18 protein-coding genes and 1 pseudogene are annotated in these 17,207 nt (G+C 68.3%); 14 read left to right on the top strand and 5 right to left on the bottom strand.

The genetic code is table 11. The annotated features are described in order from the left end of the window. Positions 1-7: 7 nt before the first annotated feature. The 5 genes from EV379_RS05250 to EV379_RS05270 all read left to right on the top strand — a co-directional run bounded on the left by EV379_RS05250 (position 8) and on the right by EV379_RS05270 (position 4,883). Positions 8-511 (top strand): DUF2004 domain-containing protein, encoded by a 504-nt coding sequence (locus EV379_RS05250; RefSeq protein ID WP_130505204.1) that lies wholly within the window; start codon positions 8-10, stop codon positions 509-511. Positions 512-515: 4 nt separating this feature from the next. Continuing rightward, positions 516-1,211: a GNAT family N-acetyltransferase gene (locus EV379_RS05255; protein ID WP_242616252.1), complete on the top strand. Its 696-nt coding sequence runs from the start codon at positions 516-518 to the stop codon at positions 1,209-1,211. A 12-nt stretch (positions 1,212-1,223) separates the two neighbouring features. After that, positions 1,224-2,789 carry a signal recognition particle protein gene (ffh, locus tag EV379_RS05260; RefSeq protein WP_130505205.1) on the top strand — a complete coding sequence of 522 codons (1,566 nt, stop codon included), beginning with the start codon at positions 1,224-1,226 and terminating at the stop codon, positions 2,787-2,789. A gap of 3 nt (positions 2,790-2,792) precedes the next feature. Further along, on the top strand, positions 2,793-3,602 hold the full coding sequence (locus tag EV379_RS05265; RefSeq protein ID WP_130505206.1) for an LLM class F420-dependent oxidoreductase: 810 nt from the start codon (positions 2,793-2,795) through the stop codon (positions 3,600-3,602). 123 nt (positions 3,603-3,725) lie between these two features. After that, positions 3,726-4,883, top strand: coding sequence for a S1C family serine protease (locus EV379_RS05270; RefSeq protein ID WP_242616253.1), 1,158 nt, complete (start codon positions 3,726-3,728; stop codon positions 4,881-4,883). Between the two features lie 14 nt (positions 4,884-4,897). On the opposite strand, the gene EV379_RS05275 is transcribed toward EV379_RS05270, so the two are convergent. Further along, positions 4,898-6,034, bottom strand: a complete 1,137-nt coding sequence (locus EV379_RS05275) for a glutamate--cysteine ligase (protein ID WP_130505208.1) — start codon at positions 6,032-6,034, stop codon at positions 4,898-4,900. A 265-nt stretch (positions 6,035-6,299) separates the two neighbouring features. On the opposite strand from EV379_RS05275, the gene rpsP reads away from it, so the two are divergent. The 4 genes from rpsP to EV379_RS05295 all read left to right on the top strand — a co-directional run bounded on the left by rpsP (position 6,300) and on the right by EV379_RS05295 (position 8,620). Further along, positions 6,300-6,731: a 30S ribosomal protein S16 gene (rpsP, locus tag EV379_RS05280; RefSeq protein WP_130505209.1), complete on the top strand. Its 432-nt coding sequence runs from the start codon at positions 6,300-6,302 to the stop codon at positions 6,729-6,731. Between the two features lie 2 nt (positions 6,732-6,733). Then, entirely contained in the window at positions 6,734-6,970 is a 237-nt protein-coding gene (locus EV379_RS05285) for an RNA-binding protein (RefSeq protein WP_130505210.1), read from the top strand. After that, positions 6,948-7,604, top strand: a complete 657-nt coding sequence (gene rimM, locus EV379_RS05290) for a ribosome maturation factor RimM (protein WP_130505211.1) — start codon at positions 6,948-6,950, stop codon at positions 7,602-7,604. The genes EV379_RS05285 and rimM overlap by 23 nt, the downstream gene beginning before the upstream one ends. Before the next feature lie 137 nt (positions 7,605-7,741). Then, positions 7,742-8,620 carry a formate/nitrite transporter family protein gene (locus EV379_RS05295; RefSeq protein WP_130505212.1) on the top strand — a complete coding sequence of 293 codons (879 nt, stop codon included), beginning with the start codon at positions 7,742-7,744 and terminating at the stop codon, positions 8,618-8,620. Here EV379_RS05295 and EV379_RS05300 read toward each other — a convergent pair. The 3 genes and pseudogenes from EV379_RS05300 to nirB form a co-directional block, all read right to left on the bottom strand. Further along, positions 8,602-9,759, bottom strand: a complete 1,158-nt coding sequence (locus EV379_RS05300) for a uroporphyrinogen-III synthase (protein ID WP_242616254.1) — start codon at positions 9,757-9,759, stop codon at positions 8,602-8,604. The genes EV379_RS05295 and EV379_RS05300 overlap by 19 nt on opposite strands. Beyond that, entirely contained in the window at positions 9,756-10,580 is an 825-nt protein-coding gene (gene cobA, locus EV379_RS05305) for a uroporphyrinogen-III C-methyltransferase (protein WP_130505213.1), read from the bottom strand. Before cobA ends, EV379_RS05300 begins: the two co-directional genes overlap by 4 nt. Positions 10,581-10,582: 2 nt before the next feature. Next, a pseudogene (gene nirB / locus EV379_RS05310) lies at positions 10,583-13,190 on the bottom strand (nitrite reductase large subunit NirB). Between the two features lie 225 nt (positions 13,191-13,415). On the opposite strand from nirB, the gene nirD reads away from it, so the two are divergent. From nirD to trmD, 3 genes are read left to right on the top strand one after another with little or no spacing between them, the layout of a single operon-like run. Further along, positions 13,416-13,781, top strand: coding sequence for a nitrite reductase small subunit NirD (gene nirD, locus EV379_RS05315; protein WP_130505214.1), 366 nt, complete (start codon positions 13,416-13,418; stop codon positions 13,779-13,781). Continuing rightward, the gene (locus tag EV379_RS05320) at positions 13,778-14,509 is read left to right on the top strand and encodes a sirohydrochlorin chelatase (RefSeq protein WP_130505215.1); all 732 of its coding nucleotides are present in this window, start codon (positions 13,778-13,780) and stop codon (positions 14,507-14,509) included. The genes nirD and EV379_RS05320 overlap by 4 nt, the downstream gene beginning before the upstream one ends. A gap of 9 nt (positions 14,510-14,518) precedes the next feature. Then, positions 14,519-15,235: a tRNA (guanosine(37)-N1)-methyltransferase TrmD gene (gene trmD, locus EV379_RS05325; RefSeq protein ID WP_130505216.1), complete on the top strand. Its 717-nt coding sequence runs from the start codon at positions 14,519-14,521 to the stop codon at positions 15,233-15,235. Here the strand turns inward: trmD and map are convergent. Further along, positions 15,232-15,999: a type I methionyl aminopeptidase gene (gene map / locus EV379_RS05330; protein WP_130505217.1), complete on the bottom strand. Its 768-nt coding sequence runs from the start codon at positions 15,997-15,999 to the stop codon at positions 15,232-15,234. The two genes, trmD and map, sit on opposite strands and share 4 nt — an antisense overlap. A gap of 49 nt (positions 16,000-16,048) precedes the next feature. Between map and EV379_RS05335 the strand changes: the two genes are divergently transcribed. Then, positions 16,049-16,588: a hypothetical protein gene (locus tag EV379_RS05335; RefSeq protein ID WP_130505218.1), complete on the top strand. Its 540-nt coding sequence runs from the start codon at positions 16,049-16,051 to the stop codon at positions 16,586-16,588. Positions 16,589-16,784: 196 nt separating this feature from the next. Next, entirely contained in the window at positions 16,785-17,132 is a 348-nt protein-coding gene (rplS, locus tag EV379_RS05340) for a 50S ribosomal protein L19 (RefSeq protein ID WP_120255305.1), read from the top strand. Positions 17,133-17,207: the final 75 nt, after the last annotated feature.

The following is a 17,207-nucleotide window of genomic DNA, read 5'->3' on the forward strand; positions in this document are numbered from 1 at the left end:
ACACATCATGGCCATCGAACACGACTACTTCGGCTACCTCGGCAGCGAGCAGGAAGACGAGCTGTACTGGTCCGAATCCGTCGCCGTCGGCGAGCAGGACGTTGACATCTCGCTGAGCTCGCCCGAGGAGGGCGACGTCGCCCTGGAATCCCTCGACATCGCCGCCGGCATGATCGGCCAGCTCGAGGATCTGGACTCCGACGCCCGTGAAGCCTTCGTCGGCGAGCTCGCCACCGACACGTCCAACACGGTGGCCTACTTCTACCAGAGCGTCGCAGAGCTTGGCGATGAGATCCTCGACGACGCGATGAGCCGGGAGTCCGGCGACCGCCAGATCGACTTCCTGCGCTCGCTCCAGCTGCTGCGGGTCAGCTTCCTGCCGCACCACAGCGGCGAGGACGAGCCGTTCGCCGTTTTCGAGTACTCCATCGCTCCAGGCGAGAGCGATTCCGTGCTGATCGCGCGCTTCAACATCAACGCCGACGTCATCGGCACCGAGACCGCGATCTAGGCGCGTGGGCGAGGTGTTCCAGGCGCAGCAGGACCCGCGCCCGCACGACACCGTCTGGCCGGAGCTGCTGTGGCCGGTGCCGACGGCGACCGTATTGGTGGGGAACCTCGTGCGCCTGGACATGGTGGATGCGGCAGAGGACGCCGCCGGCCTGTTCCACGCTCTCGACGACGACGCCGTCTGGGCCCATGTGGCCGGGCGACCGCGGAGCGTCGAGGAGTACAGGCAGCGGATCGCGGCGAGCGAGAATCGCACCCGCCAGCAGTGGACCATGCGCACGCTGCGCGAACACCGTGGGCTGCCGGCCGGCAGCGTGATCGGCTCCACCAGCTACCTCGACGTGCAGCCGGGCAACGCGGCGCTCGAGATCGGCTCGACAACCTACGCCAGGTCTGTGTGGGGCGGCGCGGTGAATCCCGAGACCAAGCTCCTGCTGCTCCAGTACGCGTTCGAGACGCTGGATGCCGGCCGCGTGCAGCTGAAGACCGACATCCGCAATGAGCGTTCGCAGCGGGCGATCGAGCGCCTCGGCGCCCGCTACGAGGGCGTTCTTCGCCGTCACATGCGCCGCGATGACGGAACGATGCGCGACACGGTGATGTTCTCAATCGTCGCCGAGGACTGGCCGGCGGTGCGCGCAGGACTGCGGAATCGCGTCGACGTCGCGCTCGCGGCGGAGCAGGGCCGCGCGCTCAACTAAACTGTCAACACCATGGCTACATTTGGAACGCTCTCCGACCGGCTTGCCGAGACCTTTAAGAACCTGCGCACGAAGGGCAAGCTCTCCGCTGCCGACGTCGACAGCACCGTGCGCGAGATCCGCCGCGCCCTGCTCGACGCCGACGTCGCGCTCGACGTCGTCAAGAGCTTCACGGCGACGGTGCGTGAGCGCGCCCTCGGTGACGAGGTCAACAAGGCGCTGAACCCGGCCCAGCAGGTCGTGCAGATCGTGAACGAGGAGCTCATCACGATCCTCGGCGGCCAGCAGCGCCGCCTCGAGTTCTCCAAGAAGCCGCCGACAGTCATCATGCTGGCCGGTCTGCAGGGTGCAGGTAAGACCACCCTGGCCGGCAAGCTCGCCAAATGGCTCGCCAAAGACGGCCACACCCCGATCCTCGTCGCCTCCGACCTCCAGCGGCCCAACGCCGTCACCCAGCTGCAGGTCGTCGGCGAGCAGGCAGGCGTCCCCGTCTTCGCACCCGAGCCGGGCAACGGCGTCGGCAACCCGGTCAAGGTCGCCAAGGACGGCGTCGCCTGGGCCAAGCAGAAGCAGCACGACGTCGTCATCGTCGACACCGCCGGTCGTCTCGGCGTCGACGCCGAGATGATGAAGCAGGCCGCCGACATCCGCAAGGCCATCGACCCGGACGAGGTGCTCTTCGTCATCGACGCCATGATCGGTCAGGATGCCGTCGCAACCGCCAAGGCCTTCCAGGACGGCGTCGACTTCACCGGTGTCGTGCTCTCCAAGCTCGACGGCGACGCCCGCGGTGGCGCGGCGCTCTCGGTGGCCTCCATCACCGGCCGCCCGATCATCTTCGCCTCAACGGGTGAGGGACTCGACGACTTCGAGCCGTTCCACCCCGACCGCATGGCGAGCCGCATCCTCGACCTCGGTGACATCCTCACGCTCATCGAGCAGGCCCAGTCGGCCTTCGACGAGGAGGAGGCGCGCGCCGTCGCGGAGAAGTTCGCGACCGACAGCTTCACCCTCGACGACTTCCTCAAGCAGATGCAGCAGCTGCGCAACATGGGCTCCATCAAGAAGATGATGAGCATGCTGCCAGGCGCCGGCGCCATGAAGCAGCAGCTCGACAACTTCGACGAGCGCGAGATCGTGCGCACGGAAGCCATCATCCAGTCGATGACCAAGGCCGAGCGCGTCAACCCCAAGCTGCTCAACGGTTCACGGCGCCTGCGCATCGCCCGCGGTAGCGGCATGAGCGTCACCGAGGTGAACCAGCTCGTGAACCGTTTCGAGCAGGCAGCCAAGATGATGAAGACGGTCGCCAAGGGCGGCATGCCGCAGGTTCCCGGCATGGGCCCGATCCCCGGCGGCGGCTTCGGCGGGCGCGGCAAGCCGCAGGCCAAGAAGAAGGGCTCGAAGTCCGGCAACCCGGCCAAGCGTGCAGCAGAGAACGCGGCGATCGCCAGCGGCGTGAAGGCGCCGAGCGGCGTCAGCGCAGGTGGCTCCGGCTTCGGACTCGGCGGGGGTTCGGCACCGAGCCCCAGCGAAGAGGACCTCGCCAACTTCCAGAAGCTTCTCGGCAAGGGCTAAGCGGTGACGCACCGAGCCGCAACGCGCCCGGTGCGCATCGGGGTGCAGATCGCCCCGCAGCACGGCAGCTACGCCCAGATCCGCGACACTCTGAATGAGGTCGAGGAGCTCGGCGCCGACATCGCGTTCAACTGGGACCACTTCTTCCCGCTGTCCGGCGACAGGGAAGGACTGCACTTCGAATCGTGGACGATGCTCGCGGCCTGGGCGGAGCAGACGAGCAGGATCGAGATCGGCGCGCTCGTCAACTGCAACAGCTACCGCAACGCGGATCTGCAGGCCGACATGGCGCGCACGATCGACCACATCAGCGCGCGGGGCGGCGACGGCGGGCGCTTCATCTTCGGAACCGGCTCCGGCTGGTTCGAACGCGACTACGCGGAGTACGGCTACGACTTCGGCACCGTCGGCAGCCGGCTCGACGCGCTGGCTGAGTCCCTACCTCGGATCGAGGCGCGCTGGGCGCGGCTGAACCCGGCCCCCACCCGCGACATCCCCGTGCTGATCGGCGGGGCCGGAGAGAAGAAGACGCTGCGCCTGGTCGCCAGGCACGCCGACATCTGGCACTCCTTCAGTTCACCGTCGACCCTGGAGCACAAGCTCGGCGTTCTGGCCGGCTGGTGCGAACGCGAGCAGCGCGATCCCGCGGAGATCGAGGTGTCCGTCGAGCTGAGGCACCGCACGATCGCGGATGCCGACGCCATGCACGCCCTCGGAGCGACGCTGTTCACGGTGGGCATCACCGGCCCGCATTACGAGCTCGGCCCGGTGCGCGACTGGCTCGCCTGGCGCGACGAGAAGAACGCCGGCTAGCACCAGCGCGCCCCGCCGGTGCGCGACACCCCAGCCCCCTAGACTCCGAGCACGGGAACGCTTCAGATGGACGGGGACACGATGGATCAGCAGCCGGGGAAACACGCACAGGATCCGTCGGCTGTGCCCGCGGAGAATGCTGCTGCGACGGCGGCCCATGCGGCAGCGGAGCCGGCGGTCCATGCCGGCCCAACGCCCTTCTTCTCTCGCCCTGGCGTCCTGCTCGGCGGCGCCCTGGTCGTCGGCCTCGTCGGCGGGTTCCTCGGTGGCTACCTCGGCCAGCTGGCCGGGTCCGCCGGGGCGAGCACGACCGGGCCCATCATCGCCGCCCCCAACGCCGGCGTCTGCGACGCCGAGTCGGTGGCGAGCGCGGTGCTGCCGACGATCGTCACGATCAATGTGGTCAGCGAGGCCGGTGGCGGCGTCGGCACCGGCTCCATCGTGCGCGATGACGGCTACATCCTGACCAACAACCACGTCGTGGCCGACGCCGTCAACGGCGCCACGATCGTGGTCACCTTCAGCAACGGCCAACAGGTGCCTGCAACGCTCGTCGGGCGGTCATCGCAAGCTGACATCGCGGTCGTGAAGGTCGACGTCGATTCCGCCCTGCCGACCATCGCGATCGGCGACTCCGACACGCTCGCCGTCGGTCAACCCGTCGTCGCCCTCGGCGCGCCACTCGGTCTGTCAAGCACCGTCACCTCGGGAATCGTGAGCGCGCTCGGCCGGGACGTTCCCGTGCCGGCCGACGACGGAACCATGGCGCTCCTGGCCGGCGCGGTCCAGACCGATGCCGCCATCAACCCCGGCAACTCCGGCGGTGCCCTCGTCGACTGCACCGGGGCCCAGATTGGCGTGAACTCGGCGATCGCCACCGTTCCCAATGAGTCGGGTCAGGCCGGCGGCGGAAGCGTCGGAATCGGCTTCGCCGTCCCGGTCAACCTCGCCATGGACCTGGCCGAGCAGCTCATCGAGGACGGAAAGGTCTCCTACCCGTACCTCGGCATGCAGGTCGTCGTGATCCCTCAAGAGGTCGCGGAGCGGTTCAACACGGCACCAGGGTTGTTCGTGGAGGGCGTCACCGCGGGTGGACCGGCCGAGGACGCAGGCATCGAGCCAGGCGACATCATCACAGCACTCGACGGCCACGCGGCCACGAACGCCGCCGTGCTCACCCGGCTGAAGTTGACCAAGCAGGTCGGCGACACCGTCGAGGTCAGCTATCTGCGCGGCACAGAGACCGGCAGGACCACCGTCACGCTCAGCGAGGCGCCGTAGCCGGACCGGATGGGCTACGCGCCGACGCCGTCGCGGAGCTCGCGCGCGAGCGAGGCGACGACGGCCCGCAGATCGCCGTCTGCGGCCTGCGCGGCCCGCAGCTGCCGCTGGTAGCTGGCGCCGTGGCGCACGATGTCGAGCACGGAGGCCAGCTCGGCGCTGCAGCCCAGATCCGCAGCGATCGGGGCGAGCTCGTCGACCAGACGGCCGAGCTCGTCCGTGACGAGCGCCTCGCGGCCGTGCGCATCGAGGATGATCTCCGCGTCGAGACCGTAGCGTGCGGCCCGCCACTTGTTCTCGCGGGCGTACCACGGCTGCAACCAGCCGAGCGTCTCGCCGGCGTCGAGCCGACGTTCGAGGTGCTCGACGAGGCAGTGGATCAGGGCGGCGACCGCGGCGAGCTCCGCGGCGCTTGACACCCCGTCGCATGCTCGCATCTCGATGGTTCCCCAGTGCGGCGACGGTCGGATGTCCCAGCGCACCTCCGTGTAGTCGTCGATGATGCCCGTCACCGTCATGTCGTGCACGTAGCGTTCGTACTCGCTCCAATCGGAGAGCTCGTACGGCAGGCCGGCCGTCGGCAGCTGCTGGAACATGAGCGCCCGGTTCGAGGCATACCCGGTGTCGACGCCGGCCCAGAACGGGCTCGACGCCGAGAGCGCCAGGAGGTGAGGCAGATAGCTGCTGAGGCCGCCGAGCAGGGGGAGCACCCGCTCGCGGGCGTCGATGCCCACGTGCACGTGCACGCCCCAGATCATCATGTTGCGCCCCCACCACTGGGTGCGCTCGATTAGGCGGTGATAGCGGGCCTTGTCGGTCACCTGCTGGTCGTACCACTGGCTGAACGGGTGCGAACCGCTGCAGATCAGCTCGACGCCGCGCGGATCGGTCACCGCGCGCACCTCGTTCAGCTGGCCCTGCAGTTCGCGCACCGCGCCGCCGACGGTCTCGTGCACGGAGGAGACGAGTTCGACGGTGTTCAGCAGCAGTTCCCCCGTGATGTGCGGATGCCGCGTGCCATCGTCTGCGGCGAGCTCGTCCAGCACCTCGGCGGCCACACCGACGAGTTCACCGCTCGCACCGTCGACGAGCGCCAACTCCCACTCGATGCCCACCGTCCCGCGGGGGGACTCGGCGAAACTGATCTGCACGGGGTCACCATTCTGCGCGGGAGCCGGGGGAGCACTGCGTTGCAATTCTGGCACGCGCCGCCGCGGCGGGCGTCGCGGCATCCGAAATCGACATGTTTGGATCTGAATTGGGGAAGCGGGCCGATATCTGCAAGAATGGTCTGTCGAGCACTGTTTCGTCCGACCCTCTAATCAGACTTACAGTGCCCCTTTGAGCTTTTGCCGAGTGTGCACCCCACGCTCACGGCTGTCAGTTCGCCCATTTCACAAAACACACAGGAGAATTGTGGCTGTCAAGATTCGTCTCAAGCGCATGGGTAAGATCCGCGCACCGTACTACCGCATCGTCGTTGCCGACTCGCGCACCAAGCGCGACGGTCGCGTCATCGAGGAGATCGGCAAGTACCACCCGACCGAGAACCCCTCCTTCATCGAGGTTGACTCCGAGCGTGCCCAGTACTGGCTCAGCGTCGGCGCACAGCCGACCGAGCAGGTCGCGGCCATCCTCAAGCTCACCGGCGACTGGGGTCGCTTCAAGGGTGACAAGGATGCCGTCAGCACCGTTCAGGTCAAGGAAGCCAAGGTTGCTTTCGTCGCCGACGAGAAGAAGAAGCCGGTTCTGAAGCCGAAGGCTGAGAAGCCCGCCGCCAAGGAAGAGGCTCCCGCAGCTGACGCTGAAGAGACCACCGAGGCTCCCGCAGCGGACGAGCAGGCCTAGTCTTGCTCGCTCCCGCTTTGCAGCACCTCGTCAAGGGGATCGTTGATCACCCGGACGACGTGCAGGTTGTGGCCAAGAGTTCACCCCGTGGCGATGTTCTCGAGATTCGTGTGAATCCCGAGGACCTCGGCCGGGTGATCGGTCGCGCCGGACGCACCGCCAAGGCCCTGCGCACCCTCGTGGCTGCGCTGGCCGATGGCAAGCGCGTGCGCGTCGATGTCGTCGACACTGACTACTGAAGTGAGTGACGACGACGCGCGCCGCACGCAACTGCGGGTTGGGCGCCTGACCAAGGCGCACGGACTCAAGGGTGCAATCAAGCTGGAGCTTTTCACGGATGACCCGGGGCGACGTTTCGTCCCGGGCGCCGTGTTCTCCTTGCAGGTTCCAACGGGTTCCCCGTGGCACGGAAAGACCATCGAACTCGCCGAGCTGCGCTGGTACAACAGCCACCCCGTCGGGTTCTTCGTCGGAGTCTCCGACCGCACCGCCGCCGAAGGCCTCGCCAAGGCGATTCTCTGGATCGACCAGGATGACACCGAGTCGCCCGATGAGGAAGACGCCTGGTATGACCACCAGCTCGTCGGCCTCGCCGTCGTGCGTGACGGTGTGACCGTCGGCCAGGTTGCCCGGATCGAGCACTTCCCGGCACAGGACCTCATCATCGTCAAGACGCCGAACGGCGAAGTGATGGTGCCATTCGTGAAGGCCATCGTCGCCTCCGTCGACATCGACGCCGGTGTCGTCACGGTCACGCCTCCGAACGGACTGTTCGAAGAGCTGCCGGAGGAGCCCGTCGAGGACTCCGAAACGGAGACGGACGCGGACTCCGAGACGGATGTCGCAGCCGATGGCGGTTCGACAGAAGACTAGACAACGACCTCACCGCCGCTTTCGCGCGCGGTGAGCGGAACGTTACGAGAGGGTCACCGGCACGCAATCCTGCGAGCCGGTGGCCCTCTTAGCGTGTGAACCACAGCCAATCCGGCTGATTCACACTCGGAGGTCGCATGTCGTACGTCGCCCCAGACCGCATCGTTGATGCGGCAATTTCAGCCGGAGTCTCCCGGGCAGAGCAGCCGGTCAGCCAGATGGTGGTGCGCGGCATCCTCGCCGGCGCCATCCTCGCCTGCGCGACGACCGTCGCGTTCACCGCGTCCATCCAGACCGGGCTCCCCATCGTCGGAGCGCTGATCTTCCCCGTCGGCTTCGTCATCATCGTGCTGCTCGGGACCGAGCTCGTCACCGGCAACTTCGCACTCATCCCGCTGGCTGTGCTCGAGGGTCGCACGAGCACGGCGCTGATGCTGAAGAACTTCTTCTTCGTCATCGTGGGCCACCTCATCGGCTGCGCGCTCTACCTGCTGCTCTACGTGGCCGTCATCACCAAGATGGGCACCGAGTCCAGCGATCCGATGATCGCCCAGATCATCGCCGTCGCCGAGGGCAAGACGCTCGGCTACGCCGCACTCGGCGGCTCCGGCCTGGCACTGGTGTTCATCAAGGCTGTCCTCTGCAACTGGATGGTGACGCTGGGCGCAGTGCTGGCGCTCAGCTCAGCATCGGTGAGCGGCAAGATCATGGCCATGTGGCTGCCGGTGACGATGTTCTTCTCGCTCGGATTCGAGCATGCCGTCGTGAACATGTTCGTGATCCCGGCCGGGATGCTGCTCGGGGCGGACGTGAGCCTCGCGGAGTGGTGGGGCTGGAACCAGCTCCCCGTGCTTGCAGGCAACTTCCTCGGAGGCGTCGCGTTGACCGGGGCGCTGTTCTACTTCTCACACCGCCGCCGGATCACCAGGCAGACCCTGGTGACGACGGCACAGCCGCCCGTTGGCGAGCTCACGAGCGACGCCGCGCGTGAGCCGGCTCAGACGTTCAGCCGGTAGCCGCGCTTCACAACCGTCGCGATGAGTCCCGGCGATGCCAACGACTGTCGGAGCCGGCTGAGCGCCATCTCCAGCACATGATCGTCGGCATCGCCGGGAAGAACGCGGGCGAGCTCCTCGCGGGAGACGACGGCGCCACGCGCCGCGTACAGCGCTCGGAAGATCGCCAGGGCGCTTGGCGTCAGCGCGACGCGGCGCTCTCCGATCTGCACGACCGTTCCGCGCAGCAGCACGGGGCCGGCAACGGTCGGTACGGCGTCGACGTGCGCGCCCTCCAGGTGCTCGCAGACGAGGCGGATGAGCGCCCCCATCCGGAAACGCTCTGGTTGGATCGGTTCGAGCCCCGCCGCGAGCAGGGGTGCGGCCGTCACGGGTCCGACGGCGGCCGTCAGCACCGTGTCACGCATCGCCGCGAGAAGCTCCGTGCGGCGGCCGAGCTCGTCGGCCGCGCTGAGCAGGGCGTCGACGGCCGGTGCGCTGGTGAAGGTGATGCAGTCCAGTTGCGCCGCGCAGACGGCATCGACCAGACGACGCACCCGGTGGTCAGAGTCGTCAGGGGCCACCCAGCGATACGGTGCGACGGTGAGCACGCGCGGATGCACGGCGCGGAGACGGTCCAGTTGCAGCTCATCCTGGTGCCCGTGCACCTGCACGGCGACGGTCAGCCCTGGCGGGAACTCCTCGAGCACCTTGTCCACGAGCGACGCGCTCGTCTCCTCCGCGCTCATGCCGACGTCATCGAGCCCGGCCGCGCGGATCCCGCCGCGTGCCTTGGGGCCGCGCACGAGGATGCTGGTGCCGCTCAGCGCCTCGGTGAGCGCGCCGCCCTGGCCCGCGGCATCCGCGACATCGAACCAGCGCCGGATTCCGTACGCCGTCGTAGCGAGCAGCAGATCGGGGCGTGCAGCGATGATCGCGCGGGTGTCGGCGATGACGGGCTCGTCCTCTGCCGCGTTGACGATGTGCAGCGTCGGCGCGTGCAGCACGGTCGCGCCGCGGCGCTCGAAGGCGTCAATGAGGTCGCCGGATCGGCGGTCGCTGGTCACCGCGATCCGGAAACCGTGGAGCTGATCGGGGCGGAGCCCGATGACCGGCTCCTCCTGTGCGTCACTCCGGACCCCCGGATGACGCGTGCTCACGCGTCGACCAGGCCGGCGAAATCGGAATCGACCCGCGCGGCGCGCGCCATCAGCGACACGGCGTCGGCGTCGCCATCGTTCGCGAGGCGAACGACCTCGCCGATCACCAGCACGGCGGGGGAGGAGAGGCGGGCGGCGGCCGCCTCGGCCAGGATGCTGCCGAGATCGGCGATGGTGGTGCGTTGGGTGTCGCTGAAGCCGCGTTCGATGACGGCGATCGGCATGTCGGCACGCGTGCCGTGGCGCAGCAGCCCGCTGCACAGCGACGGCAGGGTGTTGATGCCCATGAGCACGACGATGGTGCCGCCGAGCCCGGAGAGGTGCATGAGCTCGTCATCCGAGAGCGGTGCGTGCCCGGAGATCACGGTGAAGAGTCGACTGACCCCGCGGTGGGTGAGCGGGATGCCGGCGGCCGCCGGAACCGCGATGGCGCTGCTGACACCGGGGATCACCCGAACGGGAATGCCGGCCCGGTGGCAGGCGAGTACCTCCTCGCTTCCGCGACCGAGCACGTAGGGGTCGCCGCCCTTCAGTCGCACGACGTGGGCGCCGCCGCCGGCGTGCTCGACGATGAGCGCTTCGATGCCGCTCTGGCTCACCGGGTGATGACCCGGCTGCTTCCCGACGTCGATCAGGAGTGCGTTCGGCGCCTGCTCGCGCAGCGCCGCCTGCGGGGCGAGGCGGTCGTAGAGCACGACGTCTGCGCTCCTCAGGGCGTCGACGCCGGCGACGGTGAGGAGTCCATCGCTGCCCGGACCACCGCCGACGAGTGTCACGCGGCCGCGTCCACGCGGCGCATCCGCGATCGGTGCATCCGTCATCGTCACTGTCCTCTCACGGGAATACTGGGGCCGCTCAGCATGACCTTGCCGTCCTCCGCCTCACCCGGCAGTGCCGGCCGCATCTGACCCCGTTCGAGAACACGGCCGATGCTCGGATCCGGTGTGCCAGGTGCGTTCACGAATGAGCGGAAACGGCGAAGTCGCTCTGGGTCGGCCAGCGTAGCAGCCCACTCATCCTCATAGCTGCCCACATGACGTTCCATTGCCGACTCGAGTTCGGCGGCCAACCCGAGCGAGTCATTGACCACGACGTCGCGCACGTGATCGAGCCCGCCGTCCAGTTCCTCGATCCACCTCGCCGTGCGCTGCAGGCGGTCGGCGGTGCGGATGTAGTACATCATGTAGCGGTCGATGTAGGAGATGAGCGTCTCGTCGTCGAGGTCGGATGCCAGCAACTGGCCGTGGCTGGGCTGGAACCCGCCGTTGCCGCCGACGAAGAGGTTCCACCCCTTGTCGCTGGCGATCACCCCGACGTCCTTGCCTCGTGCCTCCGCGCACTCGCGGGCGCAGCCGGAGACACCGAACTTGAACTTGTGCGGGGCACGCAGGCCGCGGTAGCGCAGCTCCAGCCGGATCGCCATCGACACCGAGTCCTGCACGCCGAAGCGGCACCAGGTCGATCCGACGCAGCTCTTCACGTTGCGCAGCGCCTTGCCGTAGGCCTGGCCGGATTCGAAGCCGGCATCCACCAGGATCCGCCAGATGGCGGGCAGCTGGTCGAGCCTGGCCCCGAACAGGTCGATGCGCTGGCCGCCGGTGATCTTCGTGTACAGCCCGAACTGCGTTGCGACGGCGGCGATGACGGCGAGCCCGGCCGGGGTGATCTCGCCGCCGGCGGGGGACGACGGAGTAGCTGCCGTCCTTCTGCATGTTCGCCATGGCACGGTCGTTGGTGTCCTGGAGCGTGCCTCTGCCATCATCCAGGATGTAGTCGTTGCCCTGGCTGGCCAGGATGGACCCGACGACCGGCTTGCAGATGTCGCAGCCGCGGCCACTGCCGAAACGCTCAATGATCTCCTCGAAGGAGCGCAGACCGAGCACCCGCACCGACTCGAACAGGTCTTGGCGGCTCATCGCGAAGTGTTCGCAGAGCGCCGTGGAGAGCGTCGCACCCGACTTCGCCAGTTCCCCCTGGAGGAGCTTCTTGACCAGCGGCACACAGGAACCGCACTGCGTTCCCGCGCGCGTGCACGCCTTGAGCTCGCCCAGGTCGTGGCACGGTCCGCCGTCCTTCCCACTGTGGACGGCGCCGCGCACGGTGCCGACGCGCACGTTGTTGCACGAGCAGACGAGCGCGTCATCCGGCAGCTCGTCCCCGGCCGGCGCCTGTGCGCCAGCCGCGGAGAGATAGGCGGCAGGCTCTGCGCTCAGCGTGCGACCGAGCAACGGGCGCAGGGCCGAGTACGGGGCGGCGTCGCCGACGAAGACGCCGCCGAGGAGCGTGCGGGCATCGTCGGACATCACGAGCTTCTGGTACAGCCCCCTGGCCGGGTCGGCGTAGACGATCTCCAGCGCGCCAGCCGTCTCGCCCATCGCATCGCCGAAGCTGGCAACGTCGACGCCGGAGAGCTTCAGTTTCGTGGCGTCGTCGATCGTGTCGAACTCGGCGTGACCGCCGAGCAGCCGGTCGGCGACGGTCTCTGCCATGGCGTTGGCCGGTGCGACGAGTCCGACGCAGCGACCCTCGACGCAGGCGACCTCGCCGATCGCCCAGATGTTGGGGTCGGAGCTGCGGCAGTCGGAGCCGATCACGACGCCGCCGCGCGCGCCGATGGTCAGGCCGGCCGCGCGGGCGAGCTCGTCGCGCGGGGTGATGCCGATCGCGAAGATCACGATGTCGGCATCGACGGTGCTGCCATTGCTGAACCGGACCGCGACGACCCGGTCATCCTCGACGACGATGGCGCGCGGCCGAGTGCCGAGGTGCAGGGTCAGCCCCGTGGCCGTGATGAGACGGGACAGCGCCTGCCCGGCGCCCTCATCGAGTTGGGCGGACATCAGCCAGCTGCCGCTGTGCACGACGGCGGCCTCCGCGCCGAGCTGGTGCAGGCCACCGGCGGCCTCGAGCCCGAGCAGGCCGCCGCCTGCCACCAGCACCTTGGCCGGGCGGCCGAGTCGCGCGGTCAGTTCCGCGGTCTCGGCGACGAGGGCGTCGACGTCGTCGAGCGTGCGGTAGACCCTCGCGTGCTCATGTCCGGGGATCTCGGGAACCGGCGCGCTCGACCCCGTCGCGAAGACGAGGTCGTCGTAGTCGAAGACAGCTCCGGATGCCGTGGTCACCGTGCGCGCGATCGGATCCACGGCGACGACCCGTGTGCCCGTGTGGATCCGCACCCGCTCGGCGTCCCACGGCGTGCTCGCCGTCAGCGTCAGGTCGTCCTGGCCGTGCAGGCGCCTGCTCAGTGCGACCCTGTCGTATGGCAGGTGGTTCTCCTCGCTCAGCACCGTGAGGCGGATGAGGCCGGCCTGGTCGCGGCTGCCGATCGCATCCGCGAGCCGGTGCGCGGCCGGTCCGCCGCCGATCACGACGACTCGGCGGACGGCGGCGCTCTCCCTGGTGGTGGCGATTCTGTTGTCATCGGCAGGCATCGGTGACCTCGTCTCTCTGTCGGAACTGCCCAGAGCCTATTGACGCGCCGTTTCTCGGCCTTTACCCGCGTGTAACGCGTGATGTCCTGCGTCCCACCCGTGTCGTCGCGCGCTGTGAGGTGCCCGTCATCCGGAGGTAACACGCGCAGTCGTCTGCCGAAACATCCGCTGCGTACTGTCGAGTCCACTGGCCGGAGCCGAGCACCGATGAGAGGACGAGAACCGATGGGCATGACACTGGAACAGACAGACACGACTCGCGGCACCGCCGTCTGGGAGCAGGCGTGCGCGCTCGCCGACCTCGAGCCGTCCTGGGGCGAGGCCGTGCTGCTGCGCATGAAGCAGATCGCGCTCTTCAAGGTCTCGCCGAAGGAGATCTACGCGGTCTGCCACCGCGACCCGCACACCGACGCCTATGTGATGGCCAGGGGGATCGTTGGGTCGAAGGGGGAGCGGCCGACCATCGCCTCGCCGCTGCTCAAACAGGTCTACGACCTCGGCACCGGGGAGTGCTTCAGCGATCCGGCGCTGCACCTCAAGACCTTCCGCACCCGCGTCGTTGCTGGATTCATCGAGATCGAGTTCGAATGACGCTGCTCGCCGTCTCCCACGGAACCTCGTCGCCGGATGGGCAGGGCGCGGTGACAGCTCTCGTCGACTCGGTCGCGCGGGCGCGCCAGGAGCTCGACGTCGTCGCGGCTTTCGTCGACGTGCAGCAGCCGGACGTCGCGGCGTCGTTGGCGGCGCTCGACCCGCGGGGCATCGTCGTGGTCGTCCCGTTGCTGCTCTCGGCCGGATACCACGTGCATGTTGACCTGCGCGAGGAGCTCGCTGCGGCCGAGGAGCACACGGCCGTGCTCGCCGCGGCGCTCGGGCCCGATGACCGGCTCGTTGCGCTGCTGGCCCGCCGGCTCCGCGAGGCCGGCCTGCGTCCAGGCGACCGTGTCGTGCTCGCCGCGGCCGGATCCAGCGACAGGCGCGCGGTGGCGGACTGTGCGGAGACGGCGCGGCGTCTGGGCATCGTGCTGCGGCGCGAGGTCGGGGTCGGCTTCATCTCGGCTGCAACACCGCGCCTCAGCGACGCCGTCATCGATGCGAGAGCGCAGGCGGCCGGCGGCAGGGTCGTGCTCGCCAGCTACCTTCTGGCGCCCGGGTATTTCGCCGCGCTGGCGCACGAGGCCGGCGCGGACGTCGTGAGTGCGCCGCTGCTCGTCCCGAACCGTTTCCCGCCCGCCGAGCTGGTCACGCTCGTCGGAGAGCGCTACGACGAGGCCGTCGCGAGCAGCCTGGCGGCCACCACCGCGGGGGTCCTCTCCTAGAATTGAGCCATGCGCATCGACATCGTCACGATCTTTCCCGAATTCTTCGATGTGCTCGACATCTCGCTGCTCGGCAAGGCGCGCGCGAACGGCCTGATCGAACTCGGCGTGCACAACCTGCGCGACTTCACCCACGACCGCCACAACACCGTCGACGACACACCGGCAGGCGGCGGCGCGGGCATGGTGATGAAGCCGGAACCGTGGGGTGAGGCACTCGACTCGATTCTGGATGCCGGCCCGGCCGACGCCGACCCGATCATCATCTTCCCCTCGCCCGCCGGCGTGCGCTTCGACCAGAAGATGGCCCGCGAACTCGCCGACGAGCAGCACATCGTCTTCGGCTGCGGCCGCTACGAGGGCATCGACCAGCGCGTCTTCGACGAGTACGCGGCGCGTGGACGCGTGCGCCTGGTCAGCCTCGGTGACTACGTCCTGAACGGCGGAGAGGTGGCCGTCATGGCCATGATCGAGGCCGTCGGCCGCCTGATCCCCGGCGTCGTCGGCAACCCGGAGAGCCTGGTCGAGGAATCCCACGAGGACGGCCTCCTCGAGTACCCGAGCTACACCAAGCCGGCCGTCTGGCGTGAGCGCGAGGTGCCGCCTGTGCTCCGCAGCGGCGACCACGGCGCGATCGCACGCTGGCGCCACGAGCAGCAGGTGGAGCGCACGCGACGCGTGCGGCCGGACCTGCTGCCGACGGAGCTGCAGGCCTCAGAGGGCTAGCCCCTCGCGGTGAGGACCAGCGGGCCGTCCTCGGTGATCGCGATCGTGTGCTCCATGTGAGCGCCGCGCGAACCGTCGGCGCTGCGCAGAGTCCAGCCGTCGGCATCCGTCACGATCCGATCGGTCGTGTGCAGGAACCACGGCTCGATCGCGATGACGAGACCGGGGCGCAGGGGGAGCCCGCGGCCTGCACGACCGTCGTTGGGGATGTGCGGGTCGCCGTGCATGGTGCGGCCGACTCCGTGGCCGCCGAAATCGGTGTTGATCGTGTACCCGTCGCCGTGACCAACGGCGGCGATGGCGGCGGAGATGTCGCCGATCCTGTTCCCGGGCTGCGCGGCGGCGATTCCGGCCGCGAGGGCGCGCGTCGTCGTGTCGATGAGCTTCAGGTCCTCATCGCGCGGGGTGCCGACGACGAGTGAGAGTGCGGAGTCGCTGACCCAGCCGTTGACGGATGCCGCGAAGTCCAGCGTCAGCAGATCGCCGTCGCGCAGCGCGTAGTCGTGGGGGAGCCCGTGCAGGACCGCGTCGTTCACGGAGGTGCAGATGACCTTGCCGAACGGGCTCGCGCCGAAGCTCGGGTGGTAGTCGATGTAGCAGCTCTCCGCTCCGGCGGCCCGGATCATGTCGTGCGCGAGCTTGTCGAGGCTGAGCAGGTTCACCCCGACCTTGGCTGCCGCGGCTGTGGCCGTGAGCACGCTCGCCACGAAGCGACCGGCCGGCTCCATCTGCTGGATCTCGGCGGGGGTGCGCAGCTCAATCATGGGCGTCCTCTCTAAGCGGACTCCTATTCTCTCTTGTTACGCTTGGCAGGTGAAAACAGGCTTCGACGTCATCCGCAGGGCCTTCTTCTATTGGCAGTTCCTCGCGGCGTTCGTGCTGCCGGCGTGGCTCTTCATCGGCTGGGGGCTCTTCGGCGGCAGCGGCTGGGGATTCGTCGGCCTGCTCGTGACCGCGCCCATCGTCTTCATCGCACTCCTGGTGATCGCCCTGATCGTCTACGCGCGGCCGCTCGTCCGGCAGACCAGGATGGTCTCGTGGAAGGACGTGCTGCTCTACCTCGTGCTGCACGGCGCGGTGATCGGGCTCGGATTCTTCGGGCCGTCGACGACGTTCTTCGTCGTTCTCGCCGTGCTCACCGCGATCGTCGCATTCTGGCTGACCCTCTGGGAGCTCCTCACCGACAGTGCCCGCAGCATGCGCGAGACGATGGACGCATTCGAGCAGGCGGCGCAGCCGCCCGGCCAGGGGCCGGGCGTTCCGCCGCGCGCACCCGGCCAGGGTTCGACGGGCTCGACCCGGCGGCCGGGCGACGACCCTGATGTGATCATCATCCACGAGGTGCGCGACTGAGGTGAGCTGCGGCATCCGCACGCCCCTCGTTTTGCTGCACACCGCCATGTCGTGGCACAATTGACGATTGTGCTGCAACACGGCCCTGCCTCCGGGGAGCCAGCGACACACTCTCGAGTGTGAGCGAGCAGCAACACAATTTCTTACCGAAAACTATTCAGTGTTCGACCGGTGGCGGGCACAGAGAGCGAACATCATGCAGATCCTCGACGCAGTCGATGCAGCATCCCTCAAGTCGGACATCCCCGACTTCCGCGCCGGTGACACCGTCAAGGTGCACGTCAACATCATCGAAGGCACGCGCTCGCGTGTTCAGATCTTCCAGGGCGTCGTTATCGGCCGCTCCGGCGACGGTGTGCGCGAAACCTTCGCGGTTCGCAAGATCAGCTTCCAGGTCGGCGTCGAGCGTACCTTCCCGGTGCACTCCCCGGTCATCGAGCGGATCGAGGTCGTGACCCGCGGTGACGTGCGTCGCGCCAAGCTCTACTACCTCCGCGAGCTTCGCGGCAAGAAGGCGAAGATCAAGGAGAAGCGCGACTTCTAAGACGTCTCGCACCTCTCTGCTTGAGCTCCCCACCCCTAGACTGGGGCGGGGGGCTCAAGCTCTTTAACGGGCGAA

This window comes from Microterricola gilva, assembly GCF_004217495.1.
Lineage (GTDB): Bacteria > Actinomycetota > Actinomycetes > Actinomycetales > Microbacteriaceae > Microterricola > Microterricola gilva.

Coding starts and splice junctions, on each gene's coding strand:
- nirD (WP_130505214.1), top strand. CDS start 13,416: ATGGGCATGACACTGGAACAGACAGACACGACTCGCGGCACCGCCGTC.
- rplS (WP_120255305.1), top strand. CDS start 16,785: ATGCAGATCCTCGACGCAGTCGATGCAGCATCCCTCAAGTCGGACATC.
- EV379_RS05250 (WP_130505204.1), top strand. CDS start 8: ATGGCCATCGAACACGACTACTTCGGCTACCTCGGCAGCGAGCAGGAA.
- cobA (WP_130505213.1), bottom strand. CDS start 10,580: ATGACGGATGCACCGATCGCGGATGCGCCGCGTGGACGCGGCCGCGTG.
- rimM (WP_130505211.1), top strand. CDS start 6,948: ATGTCGTCGACACTGACTACTGAAGTGAGTGACGACGACGCGCGCCGC.
- ffh (WP_130505205.1), top strand. CDS start 1,224: ATGGCTACATTTGGAACGCTCTCCGACCGGCTTGCCGAGACCTTTAAG.
- EV379_RS05295 (WP_130505212.1), top strand. CDS start 7,742: ATGTCGTACGTCGCCCCAGACCGCATCGTTGATGCGGCAATTTCAGCC.
- trmD (WP_130505216.1), top strand. CDS start 14,519: ATGCGCATCGACATCGTCACGATCTTTCCCGAATTCTTCGATGTGCTC.
- EV379_RS05320 (WP_130505215.1), top strand. CDS start 13,778: ATGACGCTGCTCGCCGTCTCCCACGGAACCTCGTCGCCGGATGGGCAG.
- map (WP_130505217.1), bottom strand. CDS start 15,999: ATGATTGAGCTGCGCACCCCCGCCGAGATCCAGCAGATGGAGCCGGCC.